This is a genomic window from Streptomyces sp. Je 1-79 (assembly GCF_025195125.1).
GTDB lineage: Bacteria > Actinomycetota > Actinomycetes > Streptomycetales > Streptomycetaceae > Streptomyces.
On the sequence record NZ_JAMGSL010000002.1, the window covers coordinates 275,780 to 291,747 of the forward strand.

A 15,968-nucleotide genomic window follows, 5' to 3' on the forward strand; every position below is an offset into this window, starting at 1 on the left:
CGCAGCTCCGACCAGCATGGTCGGCATGACGAACACCCCTTGCGTCGCCCTCGTCGGCGACCGTTCCCCGCACGTGAAGTCCCATGTCCGCATCCCCCGCCTGCTCGACGCGCTGGCCGAGCGGGACGGACTCGTGCTCGACGCGTACTGGATCCCGACCGGCGACGCGGAGGCGCCGGACGCGGTGAAGGAGTTCGACGCGGTGTGGGTGCTCCCGGGGAGCCCGTACGAGAGCGAGGCGGGCGCGCTGGCGGCGATCCGTACGGCCCGCGAGGACGGCATCCCCCTCCTCGGCACCTGCGGCGGCTTCCAGCACACCCTTCTCGAGTTCGCCCGCGACGTCTGCGGTCTGACCGCGGCCGCGCACGCCGAGAACGACCCGGCGGCCGCCGACGACGACCTGCTGATCGCGCCGCTCGCCTGCTCGCTGGTCGGGCACGAGGGGACGGTACGGATGACTCCGGGATCGCTCGCGGAGTCGGTGCTCGGCGCCGAGCGGACCACGGAGCGGTACCACTGCGACTACGGTCCCGACAGCCGCCACCTGGACACCTTGCGCGCCCACGGTCTGCGGTTCACGGGCGAGGACGAGGACGGGCTGGTCCGGATCGCGGAACTGCCCGGCCACCCCTTCTTCCTGGCGACGCTCTTCCAGCCGGAACTGGCGGGCGACGGCTCGCGACCCCACCCGATCGTGCGGGCGTTGGCGCGGGCGGCGACGGAGCACGCCGCCCGATAGTCCGGGACCAGGCTCGCTGGACGAGCGATCAGTTCTCGCGCATCCAGGCGAGCATGGTCCGCGACTCGCGCAGTCGCCAGCCCGCCGGCGTCCGCACCGCGGTGCAGGCCAGTCGCAGGCCGCTCGACAGGTGGGGCGCCCGGCCGTCGCGGTAGAAGTACACGAGCGAGTTCGCCGAGGCGGTCGCCTCGTCGCCGTCGACGTCCACCAGCAGGTCGGTGGTCACGTGCTGGGTCTGCTCCCCTTCGACCTCGGCCTGGCGCATGAAGCCGACGACCTTGTCGATGCCGCGGATCTCGCCCGAGCGCGGCGAGTGCACCACCACGTCCTCGGTGAAGACGGTGTCCGCGTCCCCCCAGCGCTTCTCGTCGAGCAGGCGCGCGAAGCGGGCGAACAGGTCGGCGATCTCGATGCGGTCGACGACGCGGTCGACGACCGGAGCATGCGTGGACATGGCTACATCCCTTTTCGTTGGTGAGCCCAACATTGGCGACGCCAACTGTACAGAAATTCATTGGGCGCGCCAACGATGTATCGTGGCCGGCGTGGAAGAGACCCCCGCGCACATGAGCGCGAAGCCGAGCTGGCTGCTCACCCAGGCGGCGGTGCACGCCCACCGGTTGGCGTCCGAGGGCTTCGGCAAGGTGGGCGGGCGCGGGTACCACTACCGGATCCTGGCCGCGCTGGAGGAGTTCGGGGTCGCCAGCCAGGCCGAACTCGGCCGCCGGTGCAGCATGGACCGCAGCGACGTCGTGGCGGCGATCAACGAACTGGCCGAGCAGGGCTGCGTCGAGCGAACGCCGGACCCGGACGACCGCAGGCGCAACAGGGTGATCCTCACCGCGGCGGGCCACCGGCAGCTGCGACGCATGGAGCAGGAACTCGACAGGGTGCAGGACGAACTGCTCGAACCGCTCTCGGCCGAGGACAGGCAGACCCTGACCCATCTGCTCACCCGACTGCTCACCCACCACCAGCGGGGCTAGGGCGTGTTTCGAAAGTAGCGTCGTCCGCCCGAAGGGCGGGGCCGGGGGCGTCTGGTGCGTGCGATCGCAAGGCGGAGGGAGGAGAGCGCAGCGGGCTGCGCCGACGACCGACAACGCGGCGTGGGGGCACCTCCCGTGCCCGAAGGGCTACGGGGGAGTGCGTGCCAGGCGTTCCCGGCCAGACGGGACTTTCGAAACACGCCCTAGACCCGCCCACCTATGACCCGGCGGCTCGCTAGGTCATACGGACGACGAGGTCGGCGCGGTCGCGGCCGCGGGCGACGAGGCGCGCGTTGGACTCGTCGGAGTCGCGCACCCAGCGCTCGGCATGCGCCCGGTCCTTGCCGAAGCGGACGTGCCGCTCGACGAGCCGTGGCACGCGGCGCCGGTCGTCGAGCTCCAGGAACCACGCCTCGTCGAGCAGCGGCAGGACGGCGGCCCACGGACCCTCGTCGTGGAGCAGGTAGTTGCCCTCGGTGACGACGAGGGGGACATCGGGCCCGACCGGGATCGCACCGGCGACGGGCTCCTCCAGAGCGCGGTCGAAGGCGGGGGCGTAGACCGTGGTGCCGGGCTCGGGGGCGCGGAGGCGGGCGAGCAGCACGGCGTACCCGGCGGCGTCGAAGGTGTCCGGCGCACCCTTGCGCTCCGCGCGTCCCAGCCGCTCCAGCTCCGCCTGCGCGAGATGGAAGCCGTCCATCGGGACGAGGGCGGCGAGGCCGTCGAGCCGGGCGACGAGGCGGGCCGCGAGCGTGGACTTCCCGGCCCCCGGCGCCCCGGCGAGGCCCAGGATCCGCCGCCGGCCGGGAACGGCGAGGAGCCGGGCGCGGTCGGTGAGTTCGGCGAGCGGCTGGGCGTCCATGCGGTGCATTGTCGCACCGCGTGGCGCCCTGATGGTCATACGTATAACCTTGAGGTATGTCCCTCATCGCCCTTGTCACCCTTGTCGTCCGTGACTACGACGAGGCGCTCGCCTTCTACACGGGCGCCCTCGGCTTCGACCTCGTCGAGGACACCGCCCGCGACGACGGCTCCCGCTGGATCGTGGTCCGCCCCGCCGCGGGCCCCGACGGCGCCTCCGGCACGAGCCTGCTCCTGGCCCGCGCGAAGAGCCCGGAGGAGGAGTCCGCCGTGGGCCGCCAGACGGGCGGCCGGGTCGGCTTCTTCCTCCACACCGACGACTTCACCCGCGACCACACCCGCATGACCGCCGCGGGCGTCCACTTCCTGGAGGAGCCGCGCCGCGAGCCGTACGGCACGGTGGCCGTCTTCGAGGACCTCTACGGCAACCGCTGGGACCTCCTGGAGCCTGCGGTCTGAACGGACGCGGCCCCGGGCGCCGCGGACGCGGCCCCGGGCGCCGTCGTACGGAGGTCGAGTTCGGCGCGGACCGTCTTGCCGATCGGGAGGCGGGGCCGGACCTCCCAGCGTGAGGCGAGGGCTGCGACGAGGAACAGGCCGCGGCCCGTGTCGGCGAGCGGGTCCGGGGCGCGGAGGGCGTCGGGGGCGGGCGGGCGGTGTTCGCTGCGGGTGTCGGAGACGTCGATCCGCAGGAGGGCGCCGGGGGTGTACGCGAGCGTCAGCTCGAAGTCGCGGCCGGGGACGCGACCGTGGGTGACGGCGTTGGCGGCGAGCTCGGCCACGAGGAGCGCGGCGGTGTCCTGCGGGACCTCCCAGTGCCGGAACTGGTGCACGGCCAGGAGGCGGGCGAGGCGGGCGCCGCGCGGGGTGGAGCTGAAGCGCTGGGTGAACACACGTACGGTGACGGGTTCTTGCCGGGTCCGGGGGGTGGTCATGTGATCAATGTGGCGAGGCCGGGGGCGGGATGCCAGGTCAGCCACCCGTACGCTGAGTGAGCGTACGGGTCCGGAGGGTGGACAGTACCGGTGACGGCCCGTGAGCATGGCCCCGTCGGGTGTGGGGGCACGGGAGGTGTACGGGATGACGGACGGGTACCCGAGTGGCGGAGAGCCCGAGGTGTCGGACAGCTTGAAGTCCTTCGGGGAGGTGGTCAAGACCTTCCGCAAGCGGGTGCGGCTCACGCAGGAGGAGTTCGCGCCGCGAGTGCGGTACTCCCTGCCCACGGTCGCCTCGATCGAGCAGGGCCGGCGCTTCCCGCCCTCGGACTTCGTGGACCGGGCGGAGGACGTGCTGGACGCGTTCGGTGTCCTGCGGGCGGCGGCGAAGCACCTGTCGAGGCAGCCGGGGCTGGCGAGTTGGTTCCGCCAGTGGGCGAAGCTGGAGGCGGAGGCACTCAGCCTCTACACGTACGAGAACCGGCTCGTGCCGGGGCTCCTGCAGACGAAGGCGTACGCGCACGAGCTGTTCGCCGAGCAGCGGCCGCCGCTCGGGGACGAGCAGATCGAGGCGCAGCTCGTCGCCCGGCTGGAACGGAAGCGGTTACTGACGGAACGGCCGAACACCGCCTACAGCTTCATCGTCGAGCAGCATGTCCTCGAACGGCCCACGGGTGGGGCGGAGGTGACGCGGGAACAGCTCGACCACCTCCTCGCACTGGCCGAGCGCCGGAACATCGAGGTCCAGGTCATCCCGAAGTCGCTCGGCCATCACGCGGGGCTCGGCGGCCCCATGCAACTCCTGGAGACCCCGGACAACCGGTGGTTCGGCTACTGCGAGGGGCAGGAGAGCGGCCAGTTCATCTCCGACTCCAAAGTGGTCAGCATCCTCCAGATGCGGTATGCCAGGATGCGGTCACAGGCTCTTACCCTGGAAGACTCCCGGAGCCTGTTGCGGCAGATGCGAGGAGCTTCATGAGCACCACAGAACTGGCCTGGTTCAAGAGCAGCTACAGCAGCAGCGGCAGCGGCGACTGCGTCGAAGTCGCGCTCTCCTGGCACAAGTCCAGCTACAGCAGCGGCGGCGACGGCGACTGCGTGGAGGTCGCCACCTGCCCCACCACCGTGCACGTACGCGACTCCAAGCACCCCCGAGGCCCCCAGCTCGCCCTCGCCCCCACCGCGTGGGCCGCGTTCGTCCATCACGCGACCCACGCCTGAACCACCCGGCGGGGCGGGGCGAGCGGAGGGATCGCTCAGCGTCTGCCCCGCCGCAGCCATCCCTGGGCCGCGCTGATGTCGGTCACGTTCGCCTGCCCGCCGCCGACCCGTGGGCGGCTGTGCGGCTGCACGTCCACCAGCCGCGCCCGCCATGGGCCGTCCGCCATCTCCAGGTGGACGATGAGCGGGCCCTCGGGCAGCGGCACGGTCTCCCGTCGTCTGCCGATCTCGTTCACCACGTTCTCGTCGGTGGGCAGAGCCGCGGGGTCGTCGTGGCCCGCCAGTTCGTAGAGGTTGATGATGAGGTTGTCGTCACCGCGGTAGCGGAGGGCGAGATCGGCGATGCCTCCGGTGTGCAGCAGGACGTCCGGGCCGCGGCACTCCAGCTCCTCCTCCGTCAGACGCGTCGCCGCGGCCAGCGGCAGCACCTCGATCCGCCAGGGTCCGTCCGCCTTCAGCTGGAGACGCAGCCGCCCGTTCCCGGGGACCTGGGTGAGGACGCGGCCGCGGAAGTTGTCCTCGGTGCTGTTGACGAGGCTGTCTCCCTCCTTGTTGAACCGCGTCAGCGGCCACAGGCCCGTGTACCCGTCGCCCTGCACCTGGAGGTCGACCACGACCGGCCCCGGCGGGAGCCCGTTCACGGTGATCACGTCGTTGTCCCGGCCGGTCTGGACGTACGGCTCGAAGACGGATCCGTACGTCCAGTCCGGCGCCCCGCCCGGCTGCGGCTGCGGGGGTGGCGGCGGTGACGGCGGAGCCGCGACCGTGGGCGGTGGCGCGGAAGGCGGCGCGAATCCGGGCGCCGGAGGCTGGTACGGAACGGGCCCCTGCGGCGGCGGAACCGGCGCCTGGGGCTGGTACGGAGCCGGCGCCTGGGAAGGAGCCGCGGGCGGAGGCTGGAACGGGATCGGGGCGGCCTCGGCCTGCGCCGGGGCGTTCTCCGCCACCTCCACGCCGTGGTCCGTCGCCAGGCCCGCCAGGCCGTTCACATAACCCTGCCCCACCGCACGGAACTTCCAGCCTCCCGCCCGCCGGTACAGCTCCGCCAGCACCATCGCCGTCTCGCCGCCGGCGTCCGTCACCTCGTACCGCGCGACCGACGTGCCGTCCGGCGCGAACGCCTCCACGGACAGCCCGTGCACGTCCCGCATCGCGCCGGTCTCCGTCGACCCGACCACCAGCACGCGGACGATCTCCCCCTCGACCGCGGTGAGACCGGCCTCCAGCCACACCGTGCCGCTCTCCTCCCCCAGCAGCCGTACGGCTCCCGAGGGATGGACCGGCGCGCCGTGGAACACGATGTCCGCGTCCCCCCGGACCCGCCCCTGCTCCGTCAGCAGCAGGACCGCCACGTCGACTCCGTTCCGCACCGCGATCCGTAGCGGCACCGTCGGAACGAAGGCATTGCCCCCCTTGATCATTTCCCCTCCCCTGAATCGATCCCAGAATCGATCACTCCTGGATCTTGCGACGATCCGGGCCCACGCGACAAGCCCTGTGGAAAACGGGTCGGATCCGGCAGACGCGATGTGCCAGGATGCCCTGGCCATGGCTTTCATACGACACATCCGGTCCGCCGCGCCGCCCACCGCCGTCTCCGCCGGATTCCTCGCCGTGCTGATCGGCGTCACCAGCTCCGTCGCCGTCGTCTTCACGGCGGCCAAGGCGGCAGGAGCCACCTCCGCCCAGCTCACCTCGTGGGTCTTCGCCCTCGGCATCGGCATGGGCGTCACCTGCATCGGCCTGTCCCTGCGCCATCGGGCTCCGGTCGTGACGGCCTGGTCCACCCCCGGCGCCGCCCTGCTCGCCACCGGGCTCCAGGGGGTGACGATGGCTCAGGCGGTCGGCGCCTTCCTGCTGTCCGCCGTCCTCATCGTGATCAGCGGGGTCACCGGCTGGTTCGCGCGGATCATGGACCGGATCCCCGTGCCGCTCGCCTCGGCGCTGCTCGCCGGAGTCCTCCTCCAGTTCGGCACCGAGCTGTTCACGCAGATGGAGCGGAACGGCGCCATCGCCGTCCCCATGTTCCTGGCGTATCTCGGCGGCCGGCGCTGGTTCCCCCGGTACGCGGTCGTCGCCGCGCTCGCCGTCGGCATCGCGGCCACGGCGTGGCAGGGCTCCTGGAAGCTGGACGGCTTCGCGCTCACGCTCGCCGAACCGTCCTTCGTACGCCCCGAGTTCGACTGGCAGGTCCTCATCGGCGTGGGCCTGCCGCTCTTCGCCGTGACCATGGCCTCGCAGAACCTGCCGGGGGTCGCCGTCCTGCGCAACGCCGGGTACTCCACGCCGGTCTCCCCCCTGCTGACCTGGACGGGCACGGTCAACGCCGTCCTCGCGCCCTTCGGCTGCTTCGGCCTGAACCTGGCCGCGATCACCGCGGCGATCTGCAGCGGAGAGGCCGCTCACCCGGATCCCAGGAAGCGGTACGTGGCCGGGGTCTGGACGGGCGTCTTCTACCTGCTGGTCGGCCTCTTCGGCGGAACGGTCGGCTGGCTGCTGACCGCGATGCCGCCGGCGCTGGTCCTGGGCATCGCGGGCATCGGCCTGCTGGGCACGATCGGCTCCTCCCTGACCTCGGCCCTGCGGGACGACCGCCTCCGCGAGCCGGCCGTGGTCACTCTGCTCGCCACGGCGTCCGGGTTCACGCTCTTCGGTATCGGCTCGACCTTCTGGGGCCTCCTGGCGGGCGTTCTCACCCTCGCCGTGGGCGACCTCGCACGGCGCAGGACGACCACGGCCACGACCACGACACCGGCACCCGCACCGGCATCGGCACCGGCACACGAGGGCCTCCGCGGCACGGCACCGGCCTCCGGGGACCGCGAGGCCCCCGAGGACCCCAAGGGCCTCAGAGAGAGCGCGCCAACTCCGCCGCCCGTGCCAGATGCGCGGCCTTGAGGGCCGGCCATTCCGTCTCGTCCGTGGTGGCCGAACCCCCGAGGACGACGAACTCGCTCGTCCTCGCCCGCTCGCCGATCCGGTCGGTGAGCATGACGGTCCTCATCGCCCCGTAGCAGCCGGACGCGTCGAGCTCGGCGACGTCGTACCCGGCCGTGCAGAGCACCAGCGCCTTCTCGGCCACCGTGGGAGGCCCGACGGTCTTCCGGGCGAACCCGACCGTCCAGACCCGGTCGAACCAGCCCTTGAGCCGGGCCGGGCAGTCCGCCCACCACACCGGATAGAGGAAGACCCACGTGCCGGCGGCGGCGAGGGCGGCCTGCTCGGCGACGACGTCGTCGGGCACGGGCGCGTCGGAACGCAGGCCGGACTCCCGCTCGTACTCGGCGCGCGTGAGCTCCGAGCGGAACTCACGCGCGTAGAGGTCGGAGACGGTGTACGTGCGTCCCGCCTCGTCCAGCCCGCGCAGGAACGCGTCGAGGACCTCGCGCGTGAAGCTCCGCTCACTGGGGTGCGCGTAGACGACGTGTACGTGTGCCACACGTCCACCTTGGATGGGAGGGGAGGAGAAGGGGGACGGCAAGGGCCCGCCGGGCCCCCGCCGGTGGTCCGGACGGCCGCTCAGCCCTCGTCGGGCGTCAGCTTCAGCGAGATGCTGTTGATGCAGTACCGCTGGTCCGTCGGGGTCGGGTAGCCCTCGCCCTCGAAGACATGGCCCAGGTGCGAACCGCAGCGCGCGCAGCGGACCTCGGTGCGGACCATGCCGTGCGAGCGGTCGGCGATCAGCTCGACCGCCGCGCTGTCCTTCGGGTCGTAGAAGGACGGCCAGCCGCAGTGGGACTCGAACTTCTCCGTCGACGTGAAGAGCTCGGAGCCGCACGCCCGGCAGGAGTAGACGCCCTTCGTCTTCGTGTCCGTGTACTCACCGCGGAACGCGGGCTCGGTGCCCGCCTGCCGCAGGACCTGGTACTCCGCCGGGCTCAGCTCCGCGCGCCACTGCTCGTCCGGCTTCTCGACCTCGTACGCCGCCATCACATGCTCCTCAGCTCGAAAGGCGGGCCAGGATCAGCGGACCGAGGTCCGTGACGTCACCCGCGCCCATCGTCAGAACGAGATCACCGGGCCTGGCCATTCCCGCGACGACGTCCGCGACCGCGCCCTTGTCGTGCACCGGCGTCACGTCCGCGCCGGCCGCGCGGGCCGCCGAGATGATCAGCTCGCTGGTGATCCCGGGGATCGGGTCCTCGCGGGCCGGGTAGATGTCCAGGACCACGGAGGCGTCGGCGAGGGCCAGGGCGTCGCCCATCTCCTTGCCGAGCTCCTGCGTGCGGGAGAAGAGGTGGGGCTGGAAGACGACCAGGAGGCGAGCGGCCCCGGCGGCGCCGCGCATGGCCTCCAGGTCGGCCGTCATCTCGGTGGGGTGGTGGGCGTACGAGTCGATGACCTGGACACCGGCTGCCTCGCCCTTGAGCTGGAGGCGGCGGCCGACACCGGTGTACGCGGTGAGGGCCTGGGCCAGCTCCCGGGGGTCGATCCCCATACGGGAGCCGGCGGCGAGGGCGGCGGCGGCGTTGTGGGCGTAGTGGCGGCCGGGCACCGAGACGGTGAAGGTGATCTCGTCGCCACCCCACAGGGAGACGGTGACCTCGCTGGTCATGCCCTTCGGGGTGATCGCGAGGATGCGGACGTCCGCGTCCTCGCCCTCGCCGACCCGGGTGATCTCCAGGCCGTCACGGCCCGCGACCCGGGCGGCCAGCTCGCGCGCGCCCGCGTGCTCGCCGACGACCAGGGTCCCGGCCGTCGGGATCTTGTCGACGAACGCCTCGAAGGACTCGTAGATCTCGTCCATCGACGCGTAGTTCGCGTGGTGGTCCAGCTCGACGTTGAGGACGATCGCGACGTCGGGGTCGTACTTCTGGAAGCTGCGGTCGCTCTCGTCGGCCTCGGCGACGAAGATCTCGCCCTCGCCGTGGCGGGCGTTGGTGCCCGGGCCCGCGAGGTCGCCGCCGATGGCGTACGAGGGGTCGAGGCCGAGTTCGGTGAGCGCGACGGCGAGCATCGACGTGGTCGTGGTCTTGCCGTGCGTGCCGGCGACGGCGATCGTGCTCCGGCTCCGCATCAGCGCGGCGAGCGCGTCGGAGCGGTGGACGACCGGGATGCCGAGCTCGGCGGCGCGGGCCAGCTCGGGGTTGTCGGCGCGGATGGCGCTGGAGACGACGACGGCGGAGGCGTCGTCGGCGAGGTGGGCGGCGGCGTGGCCGATGTGCACCGTGACCCCGAGCGCGCGCAGCGACTCGGCGGTCGCGGACTCCTTCGCGTCGCTGCCGGCGACCTTCGCTCCCCGCTGGGCGAGGATCTTCGCGATGCCCGACATTCCGGCACCGCCGATGCCGATGAAGTGCGGCCGTTCCATGGCGGCAGGGATGGCGGGTGCCATGAGTGTTCTCCCCGGGGTACGACGTACAGGAGGTCCCCAGCCTAGTGGCTCGCCGTGACCGTCCCGGGCTGACGGCCCCGGGGCCGCCGGACACGGCGCCGCGTCCGGCCCGCGGGCGGGGTGGCACCCGGGGCCGGACGCGGCGGTGGCCGTCAGGCGATGACCGTCAGTCGGTCGCGGTGGCCGTCAGGCGGTCGCGCTGGTCGTCAGGCCGTGGCCGTCAGGCGGTGTCGCGGTGGCCGTCAGGCGGTCTCCGCCTCGCTGTGGGCGAAGAGCTTCAGGACCGGGACGCCGACCTTGTGTCTCGCCCGCGACGCCCAGTCCCGGTGGAAGAACTCCTCCACGTAGTGGGGGGCCGTCAGGACGATCACCTCGTCCGCCTCGGACTCCTCGACCACGGACTTCATCTTGTCCAGGGGGTGGTCCTCGACCACCTGTCCGACCGCCTCGCAGCCCGCGTCCCGCAGCGCCTGGAGCGAGTGCTCCAGCGCCTGCTCGGCGGGGAGACGGGCCGCCTTGCCCTCCGGCTTCTCGCCCTCGCGGGCCGCTTCCTTCAGCTCGCCCATGGCGACGTCGTCGATGGCACGCAGCAGTACATCGGCCTGGTCACCACGGGGCTGCATCAGCACGATGAACGAGATGTCCTCGTCGCCGTGCAGGGTGGTGACGAATTCCACGTCGACGGACGTGAGGGGCTTCTCGATCATCAGAACGCTTGTGAACACCTCAGGAGCCCTTCTGCGGAAACCATCCTTCCCCGTGCCCGCACGGGGTCTACGGGGGTAAGTGTGCCCAGCGGAAGCTAACCGGAACGACAAATTCCGCCGATTGTCAGATCCGACGGTAGCGGGTGAAAAGGAACCCGGCCTCTTCCAGCAGGGACGCCACGGCGAACCGCTGCGGCACCTCCACCGAGGGCCCTCCGGCGATGCGCTGCGCACCGCCCGCCGTCATCGTCGGCGAGACCGTCAGACACAGCTCGTCGAGGACCCCGGCCGCCACGAACTGGCCGAGCAGCCGCGGACCGCCCTCGGTCAGCTGGCGCCGCAGTCCCCGCTCCGCCAGCGCCGCCACCGCGCGGGCCGGCTCGACCCCGGGCCCGTCGCCCGCGATCACCACCTCCGCGCCCGCCTTCATCGCCTCGGTCATCCGGTCGGCGGGCGCCACGGCGCCGGTCAGGACGAGGGTCGGAACCAGGGGCTCCGTGAAGAGCGGAGCCGAGAAGTCGAGGTCCAGGGAGGCGCTGACCACGGCGATCACCGGCGCGGGGCCCTGCCCGGCGGCCGCCCGGCGGGCCGCGAAGGCCTCCCGCGCGCGGGCCGGGCGGTACCCCTCCTGGCGTACCGTCTGCGCCCCCACCACGATCACGTCGGCGAGCCCGCGCAGCATGCCGAAGATCCGCATGTCGCCGTCGGAGGAGAGCGGCTGGGAGCGGCCGTCGTGCTGCCCGGCGCCGTCGAGGGAGGAGACCATGTTGGCGCGCAGCCAGGTCTCGTCCGGGCCGAGGCCTGGGTACGCGTAGGCATCGGCCAGCTCGTCCAGGGACCACTCCCTGTCACCGGACGTGTCGCGTCCGGCGTCGTCGATGGCTGTCATGTCCGTCACAGGGAACAGGCGTCGCATCCTCGCAGTCTGACACGGCGCATAGAGTGGGGAACTGTGTCGACCCGTGCCTCCCACGCCTCCCCCGCCATAACCGAAGCGGCTTCCTCCGAAGCGGCTCCGGTCTCCCTGTGCGTCCGGGAGCCCCACGTCCCCGCCGACCGTCTCGTCGCGGAGATGGTCCCGCCGCCGCGCTTCGACTCGGTCCGCTTCGACACGTACATCCCGGACCCGAACCAGCCGAGCCAGACCGACGCGGTCAAGGCCCTGAGCTCCTTCGCCGAGGGCCTCGGCGGCGCCCACGCCTCCGGCGCCGGCCGGCGCCCCGGCCTCAGCCGCTGGTTCGCGAAGAAGCCGGCCGCTCCCAGCGGTCCGCGCGGCGTCTACCTCGACGGCGGCTACGGCGTCGGCAAGACGCACCTGCTCGCCTCCCTCTGGCACGCCACTCCCGCCGAGCCGGGCCTCAAGGCCTTCGGCACGTTCGTGGAGCTGACGAACCTCGTGGGTGCGCTGGGCTTCCAGCAGACGGTACGGACCCTCAGCGGACACCGGCTGCTCTGCATCGACGAGTTCGAACTGGACGACCCGGGCGACACCGTCCTGGTCTCCTCCCTGCTCAGCCGGCTGGTCGAGGAGGGTGTGGCGCTCGCCGCCACCTCCAACACGCTGCCGGGCAAGCTGGGCGAGGGCCGGTTCGCCGCCGCCGACTTCCTGCGCGAGATCCAGGGCCTCTCCGCCCACTTCCGTCCGCTGCGGATCGACGGCGAGGACTACCGCCACCGCGGGCTGCCCGAGGCACCGGCCCCGTACTCCGACGAACAGGTGACGAAGGCCGCGTACGCCACCCCGGGCGCCTCGCTCGACGACTTCCCGCACCTGCTCGACCACCTGGCCAAGGTCCACCCCAGCCGGTACGGCGCGCTCACCGACGACCTGACGGCGGTCTGCCTCACGGACGTGACCGCGGTCCCGGACCAGTCGACGGCGCTGCGGCTCGTCGTCCTCGCCGACCGGCTGTACGACCGCGAGGTCCCGGTGCTCGCCTCCGGGCTCCCCTTCGACCGCCTCTTCAGTGAAGAGATGCTGAAGGGCGGGTACCGCAAGAAGTACTTCCGGGCGATCTCCCGGCTCACGGCGCTGGCACGGGACGCGAAGGGCTTGGTCGGGCAGTAGGTTGGGGGCCATACCCGATCGAAAGGGATTCACCATGGCCACCGTCCGTCACGCCCACACCGTCTGGGAGGGCGACCTCCTCAAGGGCAAGGGCGTCGTCACCCTCGACTCCTCCGGCCTCGGTTCGTACGACGTCTCCTGGCCGGCCCGCACCGAGGAGCCGAACGGCAGGACCAGCCCCGAGGAGCTGATCGCGGCCGCGCACTCCTCCTGCTTCTCGATGGCCTTCTCCAACGGCCTGGCCAAGGCGGGCAACCCGCCCACCCGCCTGGAGACCAAGGCCGATGTCACCTTCCAGCCCGGCGAGGGCATCACGGGCATCCACCTGACCGTGCGCGGAGAGGTCCCCGGCCTGGACGCGGACGAGTTCAAGGCGCTGGCCGAGGACGCCAAGAAGAACTGCCCCGTCAGCCAGGCGCTCACCGGCACGACGATCACGCTCACCGCCGAACTCGCCTGACACCCACGCCACATGAGGCCGTTGTGGCCCGCATGGTTCACCTGCCACCAGGGTGCGTGATACACACATGCGGGTCACACGTCACAGCACACACCTGTCCTCCCCCATAGCCTTCGGCATGGGGGTACCCCCACAGGAAAGTGGGTTGCCTCATGTCCGCAACACGACGTCAGCTCCTGTCCCGCACCGGCGCGTCCGTCGCCGGCATCGCCTTCACGGGCGCCTTCACCGAGCTCTTCGCCGGCACGTCCGCCGCCCGTGGTCACGCCGGCTACGGCCCGCTGGTCCCGGACCCCGACGGCCTGCTCGACCTCCCCGAGGGCTTCCGCTACCGGGTCCTCTCGCGCGAGGGAGAGCCGCTCCGTTCCGACGAGGGCCCCGTACCCAGCAACTTCGACGGCATGGCCGCCTTCGCCGGCCGCCGTGGGCGCGTCCATCTGGTCCGCAACCACGAGAACCGCGCCACCGGCCGCATCGGGGTCCCGACCGTCGAGGGCCTGACCTACGACCCCGCCGGGAAGGGCGGCTGTACGGCGCTCACGCTCGACGGGTGCGGCGACGTCCTCGACGAGCGCGTCGCGATCGCCGGCACGGCCGTCAACTGCGCCGGTGGGCCGACGCCTTGGGGCACCTGGCTCACCTGCGAGGAGACCGAGGACAAGGCCGGGACCAACGGCTACACCAAGGACCACGGCTTCATCTTCGAGGTCGACGGGGCCGACCCGCACCGCACCGGAGCCGTACCCCTCACGGCCATGGGCCGCTTCCAGCACGAGGCGATCGCCGTCGACCCGCACAGCGGGATCGTGTACGAGACGGAGGACGCCTTCGAGCGGCCGTTCGGGCTCTTCTACCGCTTCCTGCCCGAGGTGCCTATGGGCGGCCGCCGCTCGCTGCGCGCGGGCGGGGAGCTCCAGGCGATGCGGGTGCCGGGCGTGGCCGACCTCTCCGTGGTCCAGGAGACCGGGGCGACCTTCGACCGCGTCGAGTGGGTGCCGGTACCGGACCCGCTGGCGGTCGAGACCCCCATCAGGCACCAGGACTTCGGTCCGAAGGGCATCACCCACGCCCAGAAGCTGGAGGGCTGCTACTGGGGCGGCCGGTCCGTCTACTTCGTCTCGTCCTTCGCCCGCACCGGCGACGGCTCCGGCGCGACCCACTTCGGCCAGGTGTGGAAGTACGAGCCGCACCGCCGCCGTCTGACGCTCGTCGTCGTCTTCGGCCCGAGCACCGACATCCAGCTCCCCGGCGAGTCGCCGGACAACATCTGCCTCGCCCCGAGCGGCGGGCTGATGGTCTGCGAGGACGGCAACGGGGCGCAGCACGTGTACGGGGTGAGCAGGCGGGGCGAGGTGTACGCGGTGGCGCGCGGGGCGCAGAACATCGGCACCCCCGCGGAGCCGGAGTGGGGCGAGTTCGCGGGCGTCACGTTCTCCCCGGACGGCCGGACGATGTACGTCAACTGCTACACGCCCGGCACGACGTTCGCGGTGACGGGCCCGTGGTGCTGACGTAGGCCCGGCGCCCCGGTCGCGCGGCCGTCCGTTCCGGCGCAGGATCGGGGGGAGGTGCCGGGCGGACGGGAAGGGTCGCGAGGTGGCGAAGAAGGACGGCAAGCGGGACGGGAAGCGGAAGGCCGGGGCGGAGAAGGAGGGGAAGCGGAAGGCCGGGGCGGAGAAGGACGGCGCGAAGAGGGACGGCGCTCCGCGGCTCCTCCCGGCGAAGGACCCGGTCCTGCGTGAGCTGCTGCGCGTGCCCGTCGGCAGGCCCGTCGACCTCGCCTCGTACTCCGCCTCGGAGATCACGGCCGGGCCGGCGGGCAAGGCGGCGGGGATCGAGGCGTCGGCGCTGCTGGCGCCCCGCCTCGCCGACCTCCAGGAGCGCCTGTACGCGGCGAGCACGGCCGGTGACCGCCGCCGGCTGCTGCTCGTCCTCCAGGGCATGGACACCAGCGGCAAGGGCGGCACGGTCAAGCATGTGATCGGCTACTTCAACCCCTCGGGCTGCCGGATCCGCGCCTTCAAGGCGCCCACGGCGGAGGAGCGCGGCCACCCGTTCCTCTGGCGGGTCGCACGGGCCCTGCCGGTGCCGGGCGAGATCGGCATCTTCGACCGCTCGCACTACGAGGACGTCCTCATCGCCCGCGTGCGGGAGCTGGGCCCCCGCCGCGACCTCGGCCGCCGCTACGGCCAGATCAACCGCTGGGAGGAGTCCCTCGTCGACGACGGGGTGACGATCGTCAAGGTCTTCCTCCACATCTCGTACGAGGAACAGCGCACCCGGCTCCTTCAGCGCCTGGACAACCCCGACAAGCACTGGAAGTTCAACACGGGCGACATCGAGGAGCGCGCGCTGTGGCCGGCGTACCAGGAGGCGTACGAGCTGGCGCTGGAACGCTGCTCGACCGACGAGGCGCCCTGGTACGTGGTCCCGGCCGACCGCAAGTGGTACCGCAACTGGGCCATCGGCAAGCTGCTCCTGGAACACCTGGAGGCCCTGGACCCGCGCTATCCGCCGGGAGACTTCGACGTGGCGGAGGCCCGGAAGAGGCTACTGGCCACGTGACCGGCGCCGCCTGTCGAGGGTGCGCCGGAGGCCGGTTTCCGGGCGGTCGCCCGGGAGGACGCCGCCGCCACCCAGGACCCAGACCGGCCAC

The 15,968-nt window shown here is 72.1% G+C and carries 19 protein-coding genes; 10 read left to right on the forward strand and 9 right to left on the reverse strand.

Going from position 1 to position 15,968, the window contains the following annotated elements; translation table 11 throughout:
* Positions 1-25 precede the first annotated feature (25 nt).
* A complete protein-coding gene (locus tag M5362_RS04150) occupies positions 26-739 on the forward strand; it encodes a gamma-glutamyl-gamma-aminobutyrate hydrolase family protein (RefSeq protein ID WP_260225915.1) in 714 nt (237 codons plus the stop codon).
* A gap of 28 nt (positions 740-767) precedes the next feature.
* On the opposite strand, the gene M5362_RS04155 is transcribed toward M5362_RS04150, so the two are convergent.
* Entirely contained in the window at positions 768-1,193 is a 426-nt protein-coding gene (locus M5362_RS04155; protein WP_260225916.1) for a nuclear transport factor 2 family protein, read from the reverse strand.
* A gap of 91 nt (positions 1,194-1,284) precedes the next feature.
* Between M5362_RS04155 and M5362_RS04160 the strand changes: the two genes are divergently transcribed.
* Positions 1,285-1,725, forward strand: a complete 441-nt coding sequence (locus M5362_RS04160) for a MarR family winged helix-turn-helix transcriptional regulator (RefSeq protein WP_260225917.1) — start codon at positions 1,285-1,287, stop codon at positions 1,723-1,725.
* Positions 1,726-1,960: 235 nt separating this feature from the next.
* Here M5362_RS04160 and M5362_RS04165 read toward each other — a convergent pair whose 3' ends face one another.
* Positions 1,961-2,596 carry a nucleoside/nucleotide kinase family protein gene (locus tag M5362_RS04165; RefSeq protein WP_260226163.1) on the reverse strand — a complete coding sequence of 212 codons (636 nt, stop codon included), beginning with the start codon at positions 2,594-2,596 and terminating at the stop codon, positions 1,961-1,963.
* A 47-nt stretch (positions 2,597-2,643) separates the two neighbouring features.
* On the opposite strand from M5362_RS04165, the gene M5362_RS04170 reads away from it, so the two are divergent.
* On the forward strand, positions 2,644-3,045 hold the full coding sequence (locus M5362_RS04170) for a VOC family protein (RefSeq protein WP_260225918.1): 402 nt from the start codon (positions 2,644-2,646) through the stop codon (positions 3,043-3,045).
* Here the strand turns inward: M5362_RS04170 and M5362_RS04175 are convergent.
* The gene (locus tag M5362_RS04175; RefSeq protein WP_260225919.1) at positions 3,006-3,521 is read right to left on the reverse strand and encodes an ATP-binding protein; all 516 of its coding nucleotides are present in this window, start codon (positions 3,519-3,521) and stop codon (positions 3,006-3,008) included. The two genes, M5362_RS04170 and M5362_RS04175, sit on opposite strands and share 40 nt — an antisense overlap.
* 145 nt (positions 3,522-3,666) lie before the next feature.
* Between M5362_RS04175 and M5362_RS04180 the strand changes: the two genes are divergently transcribed.
* Both M5362_RS04180 and M5362_RS04185 read left to right on the forward strand, forming a co-directional pair.
* A complete protein-coding gene (locus tag M5362_RS04180) occupies positions 3,667-4,500 on the forward strand; it encodes a helix-turn-helix transcriptional regulator (RefSeq protein ID WP_260225920.1) in 834 nt (277 codons plus the stop codon).
* Complete coding sequence (locus M5362_RS04185) at positions 4,497-4,742, forward strand: DUF397 domain-containing protein (RefSeq protein WP_260225921.1); 246 nt, start codon at positions 4,497-4,499, stop codon at positions 4,740-4,742. Before M5362_RS04180 ends, M5362_RS04185 begins: the two co-directional genes overlap by 4 nt.
* 35 nt (positions 4,743-4,777) lie before the next feature.
* Here the strand turns inward: M5362_RS04185 and M5362_RS04190 are convergent, their stop codons facing one another.
* Complete coding sequence (locus M5362_RS04190; protein ID WP_260225922.1) at positions 4,778-6,163, reverse strand: TerD family protein; 1,386 nt, start codon at positions 6,161-6,163, stop codon at positions 4,778-4,780.
* 127 nt (positions 6,164-6,290) lie between these two features.
* On the opposite strand from M5362_RS04190, the gene M5362_RS04195 reads away from it, so the two are divergent.
* Entirely contained in the window at positions 6,291-7,640 is a 1,350-nt protein-coding gene (locus tag M5362_RS04195) for a benzoate/H(+) symporter BenE family transporter (protein ID WP_260225923.1), read from the forward strand.
* Here M5362_RS04195 and M5362_RS04200 read toward each other — a convergent pair.
* The 5 genes from M5362_RS04200 to M5362_RS04220 all read right to left on the reverse strand — a co-directional run bounded on the left by M5362_RS04200 (position 7,591) and on the right by M5362_RS04220 (position 11,700).
* Positions 7,591-8,181 (reverse strand): NAD(P)H-dependent oxidoreductase, encoded by a 591-nt coding sequence (locus M5362_RS04200; RefSeq protein WP_260225924.1) that lies wholly within the window; start codon positions 8,179-8,181, stop codon positions 7,591-7,593. The two genes, M5362_RS04195 and M5362_RS04200, sit on opposite strands and share 50 nt — an antisense overlap.
* An 80-nt stretch (positions 8,182-8,261) precedes the next feature.
* Positions 8,262-8,672, reverse strand: a complete 411-nt coding sequence (gene msrB, locus M5362_RS04205; RefSeq protein WP_260225925.1) for a peptide-methionine (R)-S-oxide reductase MsrB — start codon at positions 8,670-8,672, stop codon at positions 8,262-8,264.
* 10 nt (positions 8,673-8,682) lie between these two features.
* Positions 8,683-10,077 carry a UDP-N-acetylmuramate--L-alanine ligase gene (gene murC / locus M5362_RS04210; protein WP_260225926.1) on the reverse strand — a complete coding sequence of 465 codons (1,395 nt, stop codon included), beginning with the start codon at positions 10,075-10,077 and terminating at the stop codon, positions 8,683-8,685.
* Positions 10,078-10,319: 242 nt separating this feature from the next.
* Positions 10,320-10,802, reverse strand: coding sequence for an indole-3-glycerol phosphate synthase (locus M5362_RS04215; protein ID WP_260225927.1), 483 nt, complete (start codon positions 10,800-10,802; stop codon positions 10,320-10,322).
* Positions 10,803-10,908: 106 nt separating this feature from the next.
* Positions 10,909-11,700, reverse strand: coding sequence for a pyrimidine reductase family protein (locus M5362_RS04220; protein ID WP_260225928.1), 792 nt, complete (start codon positions 11,698-11,700; stop codon positions 10,909-10,911).
* Positions 11,701-11,769: 69 nt separating this feature from the next.
* Here M5362_RS04220 and zapE point away from each other — a divergent pair, with 69 nt between their 5' ends.
* The 4 genes from zapE (at position 11,770) to M5362_RS04240 (ending at position 15,877) form a co-directional block, all read left to right on the forward strand.
* The gene (zapE, locus tag M5362_RS04225) at positions 11,770-12,852 is read left to right on the forward strand and encodes a cell division protein ZapE (protein WP_374214414.1); all 1,083 of its coding nucleotides are present in this window, start codon (positions 11,770-11,772) and stop codon (positions 12,850-12,852) included.
* 34 nt (positions 12,853-12,886) lie between these two features.
* Positions 12,887-13,312, forward strand: coding sequence for an OsmC family protein (locus M5362_RS04230; RefSeq protein ID WP_260225930.1), 426 nt, complete (start codon positions 12,887-12,889; stop codon positions 13,310-13,312).
* 152 nt (positions 13,313-13,464) lie between these two features.
* The gene (locus tag M5362_RS04235) at positions 13,465-14,823 is read left to right on the forward strand and encodes a PhoX family protein (RefSeq protein WP_260225931.1); all 1,359 of its coding nucleotides are present in this window, start codon (positions 13,465-13,467) and stop codon (positions 14,821-14,823) included.
* 85 nt (positions 14,824-14,908) lie between these two features.
* Complete coding sequence (locus M5362_RS04240) at positions 14,909-15,877, forward strand: PPK2 family polyphosphate kinase (protein WP_374214403.1); 969 nt, start codon at positions 14,909-14,911, stop codon at positions 15,875-15,877.
* The last annotated feature ends 91 nt before the right edge of the window (positions 15,878-15,968 follow it).

Coding starts and splice junctions, on each gene's coding strand:
- msrB (WP_260225925.1), bottom strand. CDS start 8,672: ATGGCGGCGTACGAGGTCGAGAAGCCGGACGAGCAGTGGCGCGCGGAG.
- M5362_RS04175 (WP_260225919.1), bottom strand. CDS start 3,521: ATGACCACCCCCCGGACCCGGCAAGAACCCGTCACCGTACGTGTGTTC.
- M5362_RS04230 (WP_260225930.1), top strand. CDS start 12,887: ATGGCCACCGTCCGTCACGCCCACACCGTCTGGGAGGGCGACCTCCTC.
- M5362_RS04235 (WP_260225931.1), top strand. CDS start 13,465: ATGTCCGCAACACGACGTCAGCTCCTGTCCCGCACCGGCGCGTCCGTC.
- M5362_RS04155 (WP_260225916.1), bottom strand. CDS start 1,193: ATGTCCACGCATGCTCCGGTCGTCGACCGCGTCGTCGACCGCATCGAG.
- M5362_RS04165 (WP_260226163.1), bottom strand. CDS start 2,596: ATGCACCGCATGGACGCCCAGCCGCTCGCCGAACTCACCGACCGCGCC.
- M5362_RS04190 (WP_260225922.1), bottom strand. CDS start 6,163: ATGATCAAGGGGGGCAATGCCTTCGTTCCGACGGTGCCGCTACGGATC.
- M5362_RS04220 (WP_260225928.1), bottom strand. CDS start 11,700: ATGCGACGCCTGTTCCCTGTGACGGACATGACAGCCATCGACGACGCC.
- M5362_RS04150 (WP_260225915.1), top strand. CDS start 26: ATGACGAACACCCCTTGCGTCGCCCTCGTCGGCGACCGTTCCCCGCAC.
- M5362_RS04185 (WP_260225921.1), top strand. CDS start 4,497: ATGAGCACCACAGAACTGGCCTGGTTCAAGAGCAGCTACAGCAGCAGC.
- M5362_RS04180 (WP_260225920.1), top strand. CDS start 3,667: ATGACGGACGGGTACCCGAGTGGCGGAGAGCCCGAGGTGTCGGACAGC.
- M5362_RS04195 (WP_260225923.1), top strand. CDS start 6,291: ATGGCTTTCATACGACACATCCGGTCCGCCGCGCCGCCCACCGCCGTC.
- M5362_RS04170 (WP_260225918.1), top strand. CDS start 2,644: ATGTCCCTCATCGCCCTTGTCACCCTTGTCGTCCGTGACTACGACGAG.
- murC (WP_260225926.1), bottom strand. CDS start 10,077: ATGGCACCCGCCATCCCTGCCGCCATGGAACGGCCGCACTTCATCGGC.